Raw genomic sequence first — 14,760 nt, forward strand, 5'->3', positions numbered from 1 at the left:
GCTTTCACCTGTTGCCGCCGGCCACGCGCAGCTCCGGTTCGGCCAGATGGCTGACATCCTTCTCGAAGGGCAGCGTCTTGTGGATTTCGGGATCGACGGTCTGATCGAACAGCGCGGTGTAGCCGTAGCCGAGATAGAGACCGACGGCCTCCGGCTGGCGAAAACCGGTGGTGAGGTAGATGCGGGAGTAGCCCTGGCGGGCCGCCTGCGATTCCAGCTCGACCAGAAGCTTGCGCGCCAGTCCCTGCCGGCGCAGATCGTGACGAGTCCAGATGCGCTTGAACTCGGCCGTGCGCTCGTCGTAGCGCTTGAACGCGCCGCCGCCGATGGTTTCGCCGTCGCGGATCAAGAGCAGGAAATTGCCGTCCGGCGGCGCAAAGTACTCCGGCGGATAGCGGTTGAGCTCCGCTGCCGCGCCTTCGGCGCTGAAATAATTGCCGTAGCGGCTATCATATTCATGGATCAGCTCATCGATCAGCGGCCTGGCGCGTGGGTCGAGAGGGGTCGTGTAGAGAAAGCTGTCACTCATCTCATCAGCCGTCCTGTTGTGGTCACTATGAAAGGAAAGTCTCGACCAGCCGCACCCAGTAACGGGCGGCGGGCGCTATGATTATGTCGTCGAAATTGTAGTGGGCGCTGTGTAGAGGGGCGCTGTCGCCATTGCCGACGAAGAGGTAGCTGCCCGGTTGCTCCAGCAGCATGAAGGCGAAATCCTCGCTCGCGGTGCGCGGACGAAAATCCTTGGCGACCTGCCCTTCCCCAAAGGCCTCCAGAGCGACCGACCGCGCAAAATCCGTCTCGTCGCGATGGTTGATGAGGGCCGGAAAGCCAAGGCGATAGTTCACATCCGCCTGCGCGCCAAAACTTTCGGCTTGGGCGCGGGCAAGTGCGGGAATACGCTCCTGCAATTGCTGCCGGACCGTCTCGCTGAAGGCACGCATGGTCAGCTTCAGCTCGACGCTTTCCGGGATCACGTTCGATGCCGACCCGGCATGGATCGAACCGACAGTGGCGACCGCCATGTCCTGGGGATCGACATTGCGCGAGACGACACTTTGCAGCGCAGTGATGAAAGAAGCGGATGCCAGGATCGGATCGACGGACTTGTGTGGCTCGGCCCCGTGGCCACCCTTGCCGACAATGCGGATCACGGCCTGGTCGACCGAGGCCATGGCAGCACCGGCGACGAAGCCGAACTGGCCCGTTGGCACGCCCGGCCAATTATGCAGGCCGAAGATGGCGTCGACCGGAAACCGTTCGAAAAGCCCATCGGCGATCATCTTGCGCGCACCCGCGCCGATCTCTTCGGCCGGCTGGAAGATCAGCGTCAGCACGCCGGAGAAACGGCGGGTCTCGGCGAGATAGCGTGCCGCCGCCAGCAGGATCGAGGTATGCCCGTCATGGCCGCAGGCGTGCATGACGCCCGGATTGTCGCTGGCATAGGGAAGATCCGTCGCCTCCTCGATCGGCAGGGCGTCCATATCCGCCCGGATACCGATGCGTTTTTCGCCGTCGCCACCCCGAAGGGTAGCGACGACGCCGGTGCCGCCGACACCTGTCGTCACCTCGTAACCCCAGGAGGAAAGGAGAGAGGCGACGATCTTGCTAGTCCGCAGTTCCTGGAAGGCAAGCTCCGGATAGCGGTGCAGATCATGGCGAAGCTCGATAATCTCATCGATGAAGGAGGAGATCCCCTTGTCGATGTCATCTGCCGGTCGGTGGTGCTGGGAAATGACGTTCATGGCTTGATCGTCCGTGCCTCAGGCACGGATCGCCCTTCCCTGTTCGGCTTCGTCCTTCGCGCCCGCAAAGCGGCTTTCGCGATAGGGTAGCCCCAGATGGTCACGCAACGTCGAACCCTTCAGCACCGGATCGAAATAGCCGCGTTCGGTCAGGATCGGCAGGACATGCTTGGCGAAGTCGTCGAAGCCCTCGGCGATCACCGGGAAGCCGAGGATGAAGCCATCGGCGGCATCCTGGTCCACCCAGCGAATGATCTCGTCGGCGATATGCTCCGCCGTGCCGATGAAGGCGGTGCGCGGCGTTGCGGAATCGAGCGCGACCTGGCGGAGCGTCAGCCCCTTCTCCCGCGCCGTCTTCTTGATTCGGTCGGTGGTGGCGCGGAAATTGTTGCGGCCGATATCGCCAAGATCAGGGAACGGTTCGTCCAGCGGATAGACGCTGAAATCGTGGTGATCGAAGAAGCGGCCGAGATAAAGGAGCGCCTCCTCGATGGTGACGAGATTGCGGATCGCCTGATACTTCGCTTCGGCCTCTTCCTTCGTTGCGCCGACGATGGGGCCGATACCCGGATAGATGCCCACTTCCGCCGCGCTGCGGCCCTGCGCGATCACGCTATCCTTGAGCTGGCGGTAGAAGACCTGTGCATCCTCGATCGGTCCGCCATTGGTGAAGACTGCATCGGCATGTTTGCCGGCAAGCCGGATGCCCGAATCCGAGGCTCCCGCCTGAAAGACAACCGGCTGACCTTGCTTGGATCGGCCGATATTCAGCGGCCCTTCGATGCGGAAGAAGCGGCCCTTATGGTCCAGGCGATGCATCTTGGTCTTGTCGGCGTAGACGCCGGTTTCACGGTTACGCACGAAGGCGTCGTCATCCCAGGAGTCCCAAAGACCCTTGATCGCCTCGATATATTCCTCGGCGATCTCGTAGCGCAGTTCGTGTTCGGGATGCTCACGGCTATAGTTGCGGCCGGAGCCTTCGAGCGGCGACGTCACCGCGTTCCAGCCGGCCCTACCACCGCTGATCAGGTCGATCGATGCGAATTGCCGGGCGACGGTGAAGGGATCGCTGTAGGAGGTCGAGAGCGTGCCGACCAACCCGATCTTAGAGGTCGAGGCGGCAAGTGCCGACAGGATCGTGATCGGCTCGAACCGATTGAGAAAATGCGGGATCGACTGCTCGTTGATGTAAAGACCGTCGGCGACGAAGGCGAAAGCGATGCCTGCCTCCTCGGCCTTGCGCGCCGTATCGACGAAAAAGCCGAAATTGACGCTGGCGTCGACCGGGCCGCTCGGATGTTTCCAGGCGTTCATATGGCCGCCGGGGCCTTGCAGCATGATGCCGAATGTGACGTGCTTCTGAGCCATGGGATCAGTCCTTTCCAAAGCGAATATCAGGCGGCGAGTGATAGCCGCTCCTTGGCGAGCAGCTCGATGGAGGCGAGGCGCTCGGCGGCCGGCAGCGCCGGTGTGTCAAGAATGAATTCCTTGACGCCGTAGCAGCGATGCAGCTCGTCAAGCTCCTTGCGGATCTGTTGCGCCGTGCCGTGCAGCACGCTCGGCACCTTCTCCTCGGTCCGGTAGTCGCTGACGCCGGCCTGGCGGGCAAACTCGGCCGCCTGCTCCTCGTTGCCGACATTGACGGTCTGGCCGTTCGGCAGGAAAAGTTTGACGATGCGCAGATCGCCGACACGCTCGCGCGCCTGCTCCTCGCTCTCAGCGGCAAAGGCCGCGAGCGCCAGGATCGGGCTCTTGCCGCCGCTTGCCTTCTCATAGGCCTCGAAGGTCTTGCGCAGGTTTTCGGGATCGCCGTTTAGATGACCGGCGAAGACCAGCTCCCAGCCCTTTTCCGCTGCCAGTACCGCGCTCTCGACGGAAGCGCCCAGCAGAAAGCGATCAGGCGCAACCGAGGGAAGCGGCGTAGCGATGGCGGCATCCGCCTGGGGTTCAGCCGAAAGGTAGGTGTTTATGTCGGTAAGCTGGTCGGCAAAGCTCGGTTTGCGCTCAGGATCGATCGCTACCTGCAATGCCCGTGTGGACAGAGGAAAGCCGCCTGGCGCCTTGCCGACGCCGAGATCGACGCGGCCCGGCGCCAGCGAAGACAGGAGATTGAAGATCTCCGCCACCTTGTAGGCGCTGTAATGCTGCAGCATCACGCCGCCGGAGCCGACGCGAATTTTCGATGTCTTGGCGAGCAGATAGGCGATCAAGGCCTCGGGCGCGGAGCTCGCAAGGTTCGCCATATTATGGTGCTCGGCCACCCAGAAACGGTGATAACCAAGCTCCTCGGCGCGGATGGCCAGCTTGGCGGTTGCCCGCAATGCATCCGTGGCATTCTTACCGGCTTCGATGGGGCTTTTGTCGAGAAGGCTCAAAAGATAGGACATGTGGGGTCATCCGATTGTCGCTCCGGCGCCGCAGCACCGCTTCAATAGTCTATAAAATACGTAGACTGCATATATTATAAGAAACGACGTTCTCTTCGCGCGGCCAAGTGAGGAAATAAGTTGCAAAGCATGCATGCACGCTGGGCGTGAGCGTCTTGATCAGAAGTCGCCAGGCGGCGGCATGTTCGATCCGTGCTGGGCTGCCAGGAAACGCTCTTGATCCCCGGAAGGATTCGGGTGAACTAGGCGGTGGAAGATATTCGATAGCCGAGGACACATGAACGACAACGTCATCAAGTTTCGAAAGCCGAAACCGCCGCCCAAGGCACCGCGTCCTGGGCTGCGGAAACTGCTTGTCGTCATTGTCGTGCTTGCGGTGTTCGCCGCTGCCTGGGGATATTTTCAGATCGTTGGTTCGCCGGCCCGCTAAGGCTTGAGGATAAATCCGATGAGCGTTCGCCCACCGCAATCTCTCCGGCAGTTTCATTCAACCGACAGCGGTTTCAACGTCCTCGAATACGAACTGATGGCGGAGCGCGCCAGTTCTCTTGGACGTCACGGCCTGAAGGTGGAAACCGCGCTGGCGGAATTGCAGGCGTGGAGCACGGACCGTCACAGCGTCGACGAGCGAGAAAACCTTGTGAACAAGGCCGCCGATGCCGTCTGGGCCTTCTTTATCCAGCGCGAAATCTGCGGGCTGAAAAATGGCCGCGATCTTGTCCAACGTTACGCGATCCCCAGCGAGGTGCTCGCGAGGGTCGGCGTGGTGCGTCGGTAGGAGTGAAGGATTGCCCTGACGCAGCCCTCTCGAACAGAGGTTCAAACCGGCGAAAAATCGCTCATCGCGCCGGTAAAGGACTTGGAAAGCGGCGCGGCATAGGAGCTGCGTTTGCTGGTGGTAAGGCCCAGCGAGACCAGCGCCTCGGCCTGTTTGACCGCTGCCGCGACGCCGTCGATGACGGGCACACCGTAGATTTCCTGCAGCTCACGGGTAAGGTCGGCCATGCCGGCACAACCGAGAACGATCGCCTCCGCCCCATCTTCGTCCAGCGCACGTTCGATCTCGGCCCTCAATTTGCCGATTGCCTCCGGGGCGCCATCCTCAAGTTCCAGTACCGCGATATCGGAGGCCCTGACCTTCGCCCGTCCACCCATGCCGTAGTGGCGGACGAGATTGTCGATCAGCACGCGGGAGCGCTCGAGCGTCGTGACGATCGTGAAGCGCTGCGCCAGAAAACCGGCTGTCACAACGGCGGATTCGCAAAGTCCAAGAACCGGCACATCCGAAAAGGCACGCGCCGCCTCGAGACCGGTATCGTCGAAACAGGAAATAATCGCCGCGTCGTAGCCCGCCGCGCGTTGTTCCTTGAGTTCGCTGAGCAAGCCAGGGACGGCAAGAGCGCCGTCGTAATATCCCTCGATGGAAGGCGGTCCCATCCGCGATGTCGCGGCGATGATCTCCGTGCCGATAGCCGCGACCGCGCGTGCGGCGACCGCCGCCTTTTCCGTCATCGACGTGGTGGTGTTTGGATTGATCAGCAATAAGCGCATGTTCTCAGCTTTTCTTGGCCTGCCGGCGACCGAGCATGGTCATGATACCGAGCGCCAGGAGAATGATGGTAAAGGAGAAAAGTGTCGTCACCGTTCCCAGCGCGTAGAGCACAGGCGTGGTGACGTTCGTGGTCATCCCGTAGATTTCCAGGGGAAGCGTGTTGTAGGTGCCCGAGGTCATCAAGGTGCGTGCGAACTCGTCATAGGATAGCGTGAAGCCGAACAGGCCGACGCCGATCAGGCTCGGCGCGATCATCGGCAGCACGACATGGCGGAAGGTCTGCCACGAACTCGCACCCAGATCGCGCGCGGCTTCCTCGTAAGCTGGTGAGAAACGGTTGAAGACGGCGAACATGATCAGCACGCCGAAGGGCAGCGTCCAGGTCAGATGTGCGCCAAAGGCCGAGGAATACCACGCCGGGGGAAGACCGCCCTGCTGGAAGACGACGCCGATGCCGAGGGAAATGATGATGGACGGCACCACGAGACTGGCGACGGTCGCGTAGAACAGCAGCGACGATCCGCGGAAACGGCGGCGGAAGGCCAGCCCCGCCAGCAGCGAGACGACGACGGTGACGATCATGACCATCAGGCCGAGGATGAAAGACCGCTGGAACGATGCGCCGAAATCGCCGACTGCCTGTTTCTCGAACAGGTTGGCGAACCAATGCAAGGAGACACCATTCAACGGAAAGGTCAGACCGCCGTCAGGCCCCTGGAAGGAGAGGATGACGATCGCTGAAAGCGGGCCGTAGAGAAACAGCACGAAGACAATGAAAAAGATCGCCAGAACGTAGAATTCGAAGGTGCGCTTTTCGTGGTTCATCTCAAAGCTCCTTGCGGATATCGACGACGCGCAGGATGGCCGCGACCATCATAAGGACGACGATCAGGAGCACGACGGCATTGGCGGCCGCCGCCGGATATTGCAGCAGCGACATCTGGTTCTTCATCATCAGCGCGATGGAGGCGCTCTGGCCGCCCGACATCACCTGCACGGTGGAGAAATCCGCCATGACCAGGGTAACGACAAAGATCGAGCCGATCGCGATGCCGGGCTTGGCCAGCGGGACCACCACATTCCAAAGAATCTGCCAGCCGCTGGCGCCAGCATCGCGTGCCGCTTCGAACAGCGAGCGGTCGATACGCATCAGCGTGTTGAAGATCGGCGTCACCATGAACAGCGTATAGAGATGCACCATGGCCAGAACGACGGCGAAATCGGAGTAAAGCAGCCATTCGATCGGTTTTGGAATGAGCCCCATTTCAATGAGCGTCGAATTGACGAGCCCGTTGCGTCCGAGCACCGGAATCCAGGAGATCATGCGGATGATGTTCGACGTCATGAACGGCACGGTGCAGACGAGAAAGAGGATCATCTGCGTCGAGGTGCGACGGATATGGAAGGCGAGAAAATAGGCAACCCAGAAGCCGATGAACAATGTCAGCGACCAGACTATGACTGTGAATTTCAATGTGTTGAGATAGGTTTTCCAAGTAACCCATGAACCAAGCGTATCGGTGTAGTTCGTGGTCAGGAAAGCGGGATAGAGGCTGGCGAAGTCATAGTCCCAGAAACTGACGACACCGATCATCGCGATCGGTAGCAGGAAGAAGAAGCCGAGGATCAGAAACAGCGGCGCCGCCTGGAGATAGGAAACGAGCCCCAGGGGCACGCGAAACCCGCGCCTTGGTTTTGCTGTTGCCTGGTCCGTTTCTGATGAAGCGATCGTCGCCATGGTCCGGTTTCTCCGTTAGCGGCTTCCTCCCCCCACTTGCGCGGGGAGAGGATTTGATAGGCAGAGGCGATACCGATTAGGCAGCGATGAACTCGTTCCAGCGGCGGACCATGTAGCGGTCTTCGTCCATCACCGAGTTCCAGCAAGCGACAGCACCCATGCGGGCTTCGAAGGAGCCACCGTCGCGAACGGCGCCGGCCTTCTCCATGACCTTGCCTTCCGGAGACAGGATATCACCCTGCGCCGGCTTGCCTTCGATCCAGTAGCCCCATTCGTCGGCGGACATGAAGCCCTTGGCGGTTTCCATGCAGGCGGAATAGTAGCCCTGGCGGTTGAGATAGCCGCCGACCCAGCCGGACGTGTACCAGTTGATGTATTCATAGGCGGCGTCGAGCTCTGCGCCCTTGAGATGCGCGGCGAGGCCGAGGCCACCGCCCCATGCACGATAGCCTTCCTTGAGCGGCTGGAAGGTGCAGGCGATGCCCTTCGAGCGGACGGCGGCAACGGCCGGCGACCACATCGACTGAATGACGACTTCGCCCGACGCCATCAAGTTGACGCTTTCGTCGAAGGATTTCCAGAAGGCGCGGAACTGGCCCTCGCCCTTGGTCTTGATGAGGAAGTCGATCGTCTTGTCGATTTCCGCCTTCGTCATGTTGCCCTTGTTGGCATATTTGATCTTGCCGGCGGCTTCCATGATCATCGCGGCATCCATGATGCCGATCGACGGAATGTTGAGGATCGCGGTCTTGCCCTTGAAAGCGGGATCGAGAATGTCAGCCCAGCTGGTAATCGGGCGGCCGGTGAGGTCGGGACGAATGCCGAGCGTGTCGGCATTGTAGATGGTCGGAACCATCGTCATCCATTGCGTCGGCTCCTTGGCGAACTTCTTGGAACCCTGTGCTTCGACGAAGCCGACCGTGTGCGGCGCGGTGCCCTGCGCAATGACGCTGTCCGGCTTCAGCTTGCCGTTGATGAACAGCGGCACGATCTTGTCGTAGTACTTGAGCTTCTTGACGTCCATCGGCTGCAGCACGCCGGCCGGGAACACCTTCTTGGCGATCCAGTATTCGATGTCGGCGATGTCGTAGCTGTTCGGCTGGGTGACGGCGCGCTGGGCGGCGGCGTCGGAATCGGTCGCCGTCATCTCCAGCGTGATGCCAAGATCGGCCTTGCACTTCTCGGCGATCGCATTGATGTTCGACACACCGGTGCCGAACTGGCGAAGCGTGATCTTCGTTTGCGCCCAGACGGTCGGAAAGCCGGTGATGAGGCCAGAGCCGGCGATGGCACCGGCGGCGGCAGCGCCGGTCTTCAGCAGCGAGCGGCGGGAGATGCCCTTTGCTGCCTTGGTTGTCTTCTTCTCAGTCGTCATATGTCAGTTCCCCTTCTTTTGATGCTTAAGAGTCATGCGGAAACACGACCTAGGAGGACTGCGTCCTCCAAGGCCCAACTCAAAGACACCGCATCGCCGACCGATACGGGTTTGGAGAAATAATCGCCGTCGCTCGCGATAACCGTGAAGTCGTCGCTGCCCGCGCCAATGACGGTGATCTTCACCGAGGCGCCGCGATATTCGATATTGGAAACGACGCCATTCAAGCCAACGCCCTTGTCGGAGGCGGAAGCTAGCCGGACGCGATCGGTGCGGATGCCGATATCGATGGCCTCGCCCACGTCCCTGCCGGTCCCGCGCACGGAAAAGCTCTGGCCCTCCGGCGCGGTCAATGTCAGCACGCCGTCCTCGCTGGACGTCACCCGACCGGAGAGCACATTATGGTCCCCCATGAAGCGGGCGACGAAGGCGGTCGCAGGGCGCTCGAAGACTTCTCGTGGTGACGCCGCCTGCTCGATCTTGCCGTCGTTCATGATCACCATGATATCGGCGAGAGCCATGGCCTCTTCCTGGCTGTGCGTGACATGGACGAAGGTGATCCCGAGCGTTTTTTGCAGCTTCTTCAGCTCAGCGCGCATGCGGATCTTCAGGAACGGGTCGAGCGCCGACAGCGGCTCGTCGAGCAACAAGGCCTCGGGATCGGTGATCAGCGCGCGGGCCAGCGCCACGCGCTGCTGCTGGCCGCCTGAAAGCTGCGCCGGACGCCGTGTGGCATAGGCCTCCATCTGCATCAGCTTCAGCATCTCGAGCGCCTTGGCGCGGCGCTCGTCCTTGTCCACGCCCTTCATCTTCAGACTGAAGGCGACGTTGTCGATGAGGTCGAGATGCGGAAAGAGCGCATAGGACTGGAACATCATCGCCGTGCCGCGCTTGGCCGGCGGAAAGTCGGTGACGACGACATTCCCGAGCCGGATATCGCCCGACGAAATGCTTTCGTGACCCGCGATCATGCGAAGCGTGGAAGTTTTGCCGCAGCCGGAGGGGCCGAGAAAGCAGCAATAGGAGCCAGCCGGTATCTTAAGGCTGATGGCATGGACCGCGGTCGTCGTGCCATAGACCTTCGAAACGGACGCTATATCGATCTCTGCCGCTTTCGACATCGTATCTCCTTCTGTTTGGGACGGACGATGCATCTGGCGTGCCAAGTCTGTTGCGTGGCGCTAACCCTTTGCGAAAAATGACTTTTCGGCACGGCAGCAACAGGGTGCCTTATATAAGGAAAACAGGTGTTTGCACATGAAATAGGCTTTCGTCTGCAATATGTGCACTAGATCGTATACAATTGCGCTTTCCTTTTGCGACAAATTCCGTTTAACTTTTGCGGCGAACGCGGATATCATTCCGTCGATTATCAGGTATCCGCTCTCATGAATTCCACAGCCGACGCGCTCCAGACGACCAGCGACTCCACAGAAACCGGCGCCCAGCAGATCCGCGACGCCATTCGCGAGGCGATCGTCGAGCGCAGGCTTTCGCCAGGCACGAAACTCTCCGAGAGCGACGTCGGCAATCTGTTCAATGTCAGTCGCACGCTGGCGCGCGCCGCCCTGCAGGCGCTGTCCTATGAAGGGCTTGTCAGCGTCGAGAAGAACCGTGGTGCCTTCGTTGCCTATCCCTCGCCCGAGGAGGCCCGGCAGATCTTCGCTGCCCGCCGCCTGGTGGAGCCGGGCATTCTCAAGGAAGCGGCCGAACGGATTACGCCCTCGCAGATCCAGCACCTGAAGCAGCTTCTGCTCGAAGAGGGTCGGCTCATGGCCGAGCGTGGTCAGACCGCACGCCGCGCCGAGATCAAGGCCTCCGGCGACTTTCATCTCGTGCTCGCCTCGATCTCCGGTAATCTGATCATGCAGCGCTTCATGGAAGAGCTTGTCGCCCGCTCATCCCTGGTGATCGCTCTTTATGGCCAGTCGAGCGTATCAAGCTGCGGTCATTCGGAGCACGGCGACATCATTGCCGCCATAGAGCGCAAGGATATTGAGACGGCCTGCCATCTCATGCTCCACCATATTTCCCATATCGAAGCCGATCTCGATCTGCGTGAGCGCAAGAGCGTCGGCCTGAGAGAAGCCTTCGAGCAATAGACCGACCCATCGGCATGGGTCTCGGGGTTTCCTCCTCATTAAATCCAACGGAGATAGATTTGAGCCCGATTGAAACCCTTTTCACCCGTGCAAAACTCGCCGATGGCTCCCTCAAGGACATCGGCGTATCCGCCGGCCGCATCATTTCGATCGAGCCATCCAGTGCTGAGGCTCCCCTTGCCGAAAGCGTCGATCTCGGCGGTGCGCTCGTCGTGCCCGGCTTCGTCGAAGGTCACATCCATCTCGATACCAGTTTTTTCGGTGATGCCTGGATACCGCACAAGCCCTGCACCAACGGCTTCGACGTGCATGAGCGCGTCGCGTTCCAGACGCAGAACATGGCGCAGGCCGCTCCCATGGACGTGCGCGCGCGCAATCAGCTGGATCTCTGCATCGCCAATGGCAGCACGCAGATGCGCAGCCATGTCATGGTCGATGGATCGGTAGGGCTGAAATCGCTGGAAGCCATTCTCGCCGTCCGTGAGGAGTATCGAGACTATATCGATATCCAGCTCGTCGCCTTCCCCCAGAGCGGCATCCTGAAGAGCCCGGGCACGCCGCAACTGATGGATGAAGCCATCTCACTGGGCGCCGATCTCGTCGGCGGCCTGGACCCGGCAAGTTTCGACCGCGATGTAGAGGGACATCTAAACGTCGTCTTCGGCATTGCCGAAAAGCACGGCGTCGATGTCGACATCCATCTTCACGACGGCGGCACGCTTGGCCTCTTCACTATCGAGCAGATCTGTGCCCGCACGCGCGCCCTTTCCATGCAGGGACATGTTGCCATCAGCCATGCCTATGGGCTCGGCGATCTCCCGGTGGATGCGGCAAAGCGCGCCGCCGAGATCATCGCCACCAGCGGCGTGTCCATCATGACCAACGCACCTGGCAATCACGCTTTCCCACCAGTCGCCCTGCTTCGCGCGGCAGGCGTCACGGTCTTTAGCGGCAGCGACAATATCCGCGATTCCTGGTGGCCCTATGGCGATGGCGACATGCTCGGCCGCGCGATGATGATCGGCTATCGCTCGGGCTTCTATACCGACGACGAATTGAAGGCGGCCTTCGACGTCGTCACAGACTGCGGCGCCAAGGCATTGCGTCTCGACGGCTATGGATTGAAGATCGCCGCGAAGGCGGATTTTGTGACGTTGAAGGCGGAGCATGTGCCTGAAGCAGTCGTCGCCATTCCGAAAGAGCGCTCGGTCTATAAGGCCGGCCGGCTCGTCGCCAGGAACGGAGTCGTCATTCGGGCGTGACGTATTTAAGGTCTGGCATTTTTAAGGTCTGGCATTCAAATTTTTCATCAATCATTTGAAAAGGTGTCTTAATGCTTGATCTGGTGATTTCGAACGTGCGTATCGCCGGCCACGATCAGCCGCTCGACATCGGCATCAAGGATGGCAGGATCGCTGCACTCGAAACCAGTCTCGTGTCCGATGCAGCGCGTCAGGATATGTGCGGTTGTTTTGCATTCGGCGGCTTTATCGATAGCCATATCCACCTCGACAAGGCCTGCATTCTCGACCGTTGCCTGATCTGCGAAGGCACACTGGAAGAGGCGGTGCGCGAAACGGCGAAGGCCAAATCCGCCTTCACGGTTGAAGATGTCTATGCGCGGGCCGCGCGTGTCGTGGAGAGCGCCATCGTCAACGGCACGACGGCGATGCGAACTTTCGTGGAAGTTGACCCGCGCGCCGGCTTTCGATCGTTCGAGGCTATCCGGCAAATCAAGCACGATTATCGCTGGGCACTCGATATCCAGATCTGTGTCTTCGCGCAGGAAGGGTTGACCAATGAGCCTGAGACGGCATCGATGCTGGACAAAGCGCTTGGCGCCGGCGCCGACCTGATCGGTGGCTGCCCCTATACCGACCCCGATCCGCAGGCACATATCCGGGGGATTTTCGATCTGGCCGAGCGCCACGGTGTCGATGTCGATTTCCATCTCGATTTCGACCTCAATCCGGCGAACTCGGCCATTCCTGCCGTTATCGCCGAGACGCGGCGGCGTGGTTATGGCGGGCGCGTTTCCATCGGTCACGCCACCAAGCTTTCCGCCATGCCGAAGCAGGAGGTCGCCGAGGTCGCCATGCGGCTCGCCGATGCCGGCATCGCCGTTACGGTTCTCCCCGCGACCGATATGTTCCTGCTCGGTCGCGACCGAGATCATCTCGTGCCGCGCGGCATAGCCCCTGCACTGCTCCTCGCCACACATGGCGTCACGGTCACGGCCGCGACCAACAACGTGCTCAATCCCTTCACGCCTTACGGTGACGCCTCGCTCGGCCGGATAGCCAATCTCTTTGCCAATGCGGCGCAGCTTTCCCGCGATGAAGATATCGACACGGCATTTGACATGGTGACCAGCAATGCCGCCCGCCTCATGCGGCGCGAATACGCTCTCCAATTGGGAGCGCCGGCGGATATCGTCATACTCGACGCAGCCGATCCGCTTTCCGCCATCCGCGAAATCCGCCTTCCGATCGCCGGATGGAAAAACGGTCGGCAGACATTCAGCCGTCCTACGGCACAGCTGCTTCGTCCATCGTACTGAAGAGCAACTGTTTGTCCGCTAGGTTCGGACGGTCTTTTGCAGCCAGGTGGCAAAGAAGTCAGGCCATTCGCCGGAAGGCATGCCTTTCTTGCCCATGGCGAACCCGTGCCCGCCGCTTGCGAGGCGATGCAACTCGACAGGCACGCCGGCTCGTTCGCAGGCGGCCTGCATGATCAGCGTATTGACCGGATTGGAAACAGGATCATTCTCCGCCTGAACGAGAAACATCGGCGGGCAATCGCTGCCAACATATGTTTGGACCGACCACATGGCGCTCATCTCGAGGCTTGGATGTTCGCCGACAAAGATGCGCCGGGTCGAGGTGTGATCGTAAGGCGGCTCCAGCGTGATCACCGGATAGATCAATGCCGCAAAATCCGGGTGAGCCGAAAGCGCATCGATCTTGTCGGCGGCGGGATAGGAGGCGAAGGCCGACCGTGCCGAGGCAAGACCCAACAGGTGACCACCCGCCGAGAAACCGAGGACACCCAGCCGTTTCGGATCGATACGGAAACTCTTTGCATTGGCCCGAATGAGGCGGATGGCGCGTTGGGCATCCTGCAGCGGCGCGAGCGGGCCATTGGTCCATCCCTCCCCCGGAAGCCGATAACGCAAAACGAAAGCCGTTATACCGCGATCGTTCAGCCACGAGGCCGCCGGAAGCGCTTCCTGGCCCTCTTCGATCCGCTTGTAACCGCCACCTGCCGCAACAAGCATGGCGTCGCCGTTGGGATGTGCCGGCGTATAGACGGTAATCGACGGTATCGCGATGTTGGTGATCGCACCCCAGGCATTGATCGTCATGGGATCGGAAGGGCCGCCACCGCCGGGTGGCAGTGCCGGCCAAAGCGGAAGCGAGGCGGCAACGGGGGCGGCCTGCACCTTGCGGGAGAATGACACGGCACCCATTCCTGCCAGCATCGAACGGCGTGTCAGCATTCCGCGTCCTCGGTAAGGTTCTTCGCCATTGGAATGGCCCAGGCTTCATAATAGCCTGTCCTTAGCTTGGGAAGCGAATCGGCTTTTCGACACCGTAAGTGAACAGCGGACAGCGCTTTACTTTTTCAGTTCCCGCTCGAATTCCTCGATCTGCTGGATCACCCATGGGTCGTCGGCGGAATATTGAATCGCCTCGTGATCCAACCGCTCCCGGCGTCGCCCTAGTATCCAGTCAATCAAAGCTTGAAACAGCCGCATGCGAGCATCCATGTTCTTTTGGAACGTGAGAGGCCCGACCACCGGCCTCGTGAGCTTTATCAGTAGTCGAGCCTCAACCAGCCGCAAGGCGTTGCGGCTGTTACCTA

The 14,760-nt window shown here is 60.6% G+C and carries 16 protein-coding genes; 5 read left to right on the forward strand and 11 right to left on the reverse strand.

Annotation, left to right across the window (positions count from 1 at the left end; genetic code table 11):
• Positions 1-4: 4 nt before the first annotated feature.
• The 4 genes from AC1RO0_RS10320 to AC1RO0_RS10335 are packed head-to-tail and all read right to left on the reverse strand — an operon-like array spanning position 5 to position 4,129.
• Entirely contained in the window at positions 5-529 is a 525-nt protein-coding gene (locus tag AC1RO0_RS10320; RefSeq protein WP_498592798.1) for a GNAT family N-acetyltransferase, read from the reverse strand.
• Positions 530-554: 25 nt separating this feature from the next.
• Positions 555-1,742: a M20 aminoacylase family protein gene (locus tag AC1RO0_RS10325; RefSeq protein ID WP_498592799.1), complete on the reverse strand. Its 1,188-nt coding sequence runs from the start codon at positions 1,740-1,742 to the stop codon at positions 555-557.
• 18 nt (positions 1,743-1,760) lie between these two features.
• A complete protein-coding gene (locus AC1RO0_RS10330; protein ID WP_498592800.1) occupies positions 1,761-3,110 on the reverse strand; it encodes an LLM class flavin-dependent oxidoreductase in 1,350 nt (449 codons plus the stop codon).
• Between the two features lie 26 nt (positions 3,111-3,136).
• Positions 3,137-4,129, reverse strand: coding sequence for an MsnO8 family LLM class oxidoreductase (locus AC1RO0_RS10335; protein ID WP_498592801.1), 993 nt, complete (start codon positions 4,127-4,129; stop codon positions 3,137-3,139).
• Positions 4,130-4,406: 277 nt separating this feature from the next.
• Between AC1RO0_RS10335 and AC1RO0_RS10340 the strand changes: the two genes are divergently transcribed.
• Together AC1RO0_RS10340 and AC1RO0_RS10345 are read left to right on the forward strand one after the other, a co-directional pair.
• On the forward strand, positions 4,407-4,559 hold the full coding sequence (locus tag AC1RO0_RS10340; protein WP_202903673.1) for a hypothetical protein: 153 nt from the start codon (positions 4,407-4,409) through the stop codon (positions 4,557-4,559).
• Positions 4,560-4,577: 18 nt separating this feature from the next.
• Complete coding sequence (locus tag AC1RO0_RS10345; RefSeq protein WP_498592802.1) at positions 4,578-4,907, forward strand: DUF6665 family protein; 330 nt, start codon at positions 4,578-4,580, stop codon at positions 4,905-4,907.
• Between the two features lie 41 nt (positions 4,908-4,948).
• Here the strand turns inward: AC1RO0_RS10345 and AC1RO0_RS10350 are convergent, their stop codons facing one another.
• From AC1RO0_RS10350 to AC1RO0_RS10370, 5 genes are all read right to left on the reverse strand, one after another.
• Positions 4,949-5,680 (reverse strand): aspartate/glutamate racemase family protein, encoded by a 732-nt coding sequence (locus AC1RO0_RS10350; RefSeq protein ID WP_498592803.1) that lies wholly within the window; start codon positions 5,678-5,680, stop codon positions 4,949-4,951.
• Between the two features lie 4 nt (positions 5,681-5,684).
• On the reverse strand, positions 5,685-6,506 hold the full coding sequence (locus AC1RO0_RS10355; protein WP_498592804.1) for an ABC transporter permease: 822 nt from the start codon (positions 6,504-6,506) through the stop codon (positions 5,685-5,687).
• Position 6,507: 1 nt separating this feature from the next.
• Positions 6,508-7,419: an ABC transporter permease gene (locus AC1RO0_RS10360; RefSeq protein WP_498592805.1), complete on the reverse strand. Its 912-nt coding sequence runs from the start codon at positions 7,417-7,419 to the stop codon at positions 6,508-6,510.
• 76 nt (positions 7,420-7,495) lie between these two features.
• Positions 7,496-8,794 (reverse strand): ABC transporter substrate-binding protein, encoded by a 1,299-nt coding sequence (locus tag AC1RO0_RS10365; RefSeq protein ID WP_153364372.1) that lies wholly within the window; start codon positions 8,792-8,794, stop codon positions 7,496-7,498.
• Positions 8,795-8,826: 32 nt separating this feature from the next.
• Positions 8,827-9,915, reverse strand: coding sequence for an ABC transporter ATP-binding protein (locus AC1RO0_RS10370; protein ID WP_498592806.1), 1,089 nt, complete (start codon positions 9,913-9,915; stop codon positions 8,827-8,829).
• A gap of 267 nt (positions 9,916-10,182) precedes the next feature.
• Here AC1RO0_RS10370 and AC1RO0_RS10375 point away from each other — a divergent pair, with 267 nt between their 5' ends.
• The 3 genes from AC1RO0_RS10375 to AC1RO0_RS10385 all read left to right on the forward strand — a co-directional run bounded on the left by AC1RO0_RS10375 (position 10,183) and on the right by AC1RO0_RS10385 (position 13,456).
• Positions 10,183-10,896 (forward strand): GntR family transcriptional regulator, encoded by a 714-nt coding sequence (locus tag AC1RO0_RS10375; protein WP_498592807.1) that lies wholly within the window; start codon positions 10,183-10,185, stop codon positions 10,894-10,896.
• Between the two features lie 59 nt (positions 10,897-10,955).
• Entirely contained in the window at positions 10,956-12,158 is a 1,203-nt protein-coding gene (locus tag AC1RO0_RS10380; RefSeq protein ID WP_498592808.1) for an amidohydrolase family protein, read from the forward strand.
• 71 nt (positions 12,159-12,229) lie between these two features.
• Positions 12,230-13,456, forward strand: a complete 1,227-nt coding sequence (locus tag AC1RO0_RS10385; RefSeq protein WP_498592809.1) for an amidohydrolase family protein — start codon at positions 12,230-12,232, stop codon at positions 13,454-13,456.
• A gap of 18 nt (positions 13,457-13,474) precedes the next feature.
• On the opposite strand, the gene AC1RO0_RS10390 is transcribed toward AC1RO0_RS10385, so the two are convergent.
• The gene (locus tag AC1RO0_RS10390; RefSeq protein WP_498592810.1) at positions 13,475-14,395 is read right to left on the reverse strand and encodes an alpha/beta hydrolase; all 921 of its coding nucleotides are present in this window, start codon (positions 14,393-14,395) and stop codon (positions 13,475-13,477) included.
• A gap of 117 nt (positions 14,396-14,512) precedes the next feature.
• Positions 14,513-14,653, reverse strand: a complete 141-nt coding sequence (locus AC1RO0_RS10395; RefSeq protein ID WP_498592811.1) for a hypothetical protein — start codon at positions 14,651-14,653, stop codon at positions 14,513-14,515.
• Positions 14,654-14,760 lie beyond the last annotated feature (107 nt).

The organism is Rhizobium sp. GW821-FHT14E12 (assembly GCF_058803745.1).

What these genes read in the sequence shown, in the direction of transcription:
- AC1RO0_RS10320 (WP_498592798.1), bottom strand. Translation starts at nt 529, where the DNA reads ATGAGTGACAGCTTTCTCTACACGACCCCTCTCGACCCACGCGCCAGG.
- AC1RO0_RS10325 (WP_498592799.1), bottom strand. Translation starts at nt 1,742, where the DNA reads ATGAACGTCATTTCCCAGCACCACCGACCGGCAGATGACATCGACAAG.
- AC1RO0_RS10330 (WP_498592800.1), bottom strand. Translation starts at nt 3,110, where the DNA reads ATGGCTCAGAAGCACGTCACATTCGGCATCATGCTGCAAGGCCCCGGC.
- AC1RO0_RS10335 (WP_498592801.1), bottom strand. Translation starts at nt 4,129, where the DNA reads ATGTCCTATCTTTTGAGCCTTCTCGACAAAAGCCCCATCGAAGCCGGT.
- AC1RO0_RS10340 (WP_202903673.1), top strand. Translation starts at nt 4,407, where the DNA reads ATGAACGACAACGTCATCAAGTTTCGAAAGCCGAAACCGCCGCCCAAG.
- AC1RO0_RS10345 (WP_498592802.1), top strand. Translation starts at nt 4,578, where the DNA reads ATGAGCGTTCGCCCACCGCAATCTCTCCGGCAGTTTCATTCAACCGAC.
- AC1RO0_RS10350 (WP_498592803.1), bottom strand. Translation starts at nt 5,680, where the DNA reads ATGCGCTTATTGCTGATCAATCCAAACACCACCACGTCGATGACGGAA.
- AC1RO0_RS10355 (WP_498592804.1), bottom strand. Translation starts at nt 6,506, where the DNA reads ATGAACCACGAAAAGCGCACCTTCGAATTCTACGTTCTGGCGATCTTT.
- AC1RO0_RS10360 (WP_498592805.1), bottom strand. Translation starts at nt 7,419, where the DNA reads ATGGCGACGATCGCTTCATCAGAAACGGACCAGGCAACAGCAAAACCA.
- AC1RO0_RS10365 (WP_153364372.1), bottom strand. Translation starts at nt 8,794, where the DNA reads ATGACGACTGAGAAGAAGACAACCAAGGCAGCAAAGGGCATCTCCCGC.
- AC1RO0_RS10370 (WP_498592806.1), bottom strand. Translation starts at nt 9,915, where the DNA reads ATGTCGAAAGCGGCAGAGATCGATATAGCGTCCGTTTCGAAGGTCTAT.
- AC1RO0_RS10375 (WP_498592807.1), top strand. Translation starts at nt 10,183, where the DNA reads ATGAATTCCACAGCCGACGCGCTCCAGACGACCAGCGACTCCACAGAA.
- AC1RO0_RS10385 (WP_498592809.1), top strand. Translation starts at nt 12,230, where the DNA reads ATGCTTGATCTGGTGATTTCGAACGTGCGTATCGCCGGCCACGATCAG.
- AC1RO0_RS10390 (WP_498592810.1), bottom strand. Translation starts at nt 14,395, where the DNA reads ATGCTGACACGCCGTTCGATGCTGGCAGGAATGGGTGCCGTGTCATTC.
- AC1RO0_RS10395 (WP_498592811.1), bottom strand. Translation starts at nt 14,653, where the DNA reads ATGCGGCTGTTTCAAGCTTTGATTGACTGGATACTAGGGCGACGCCGG.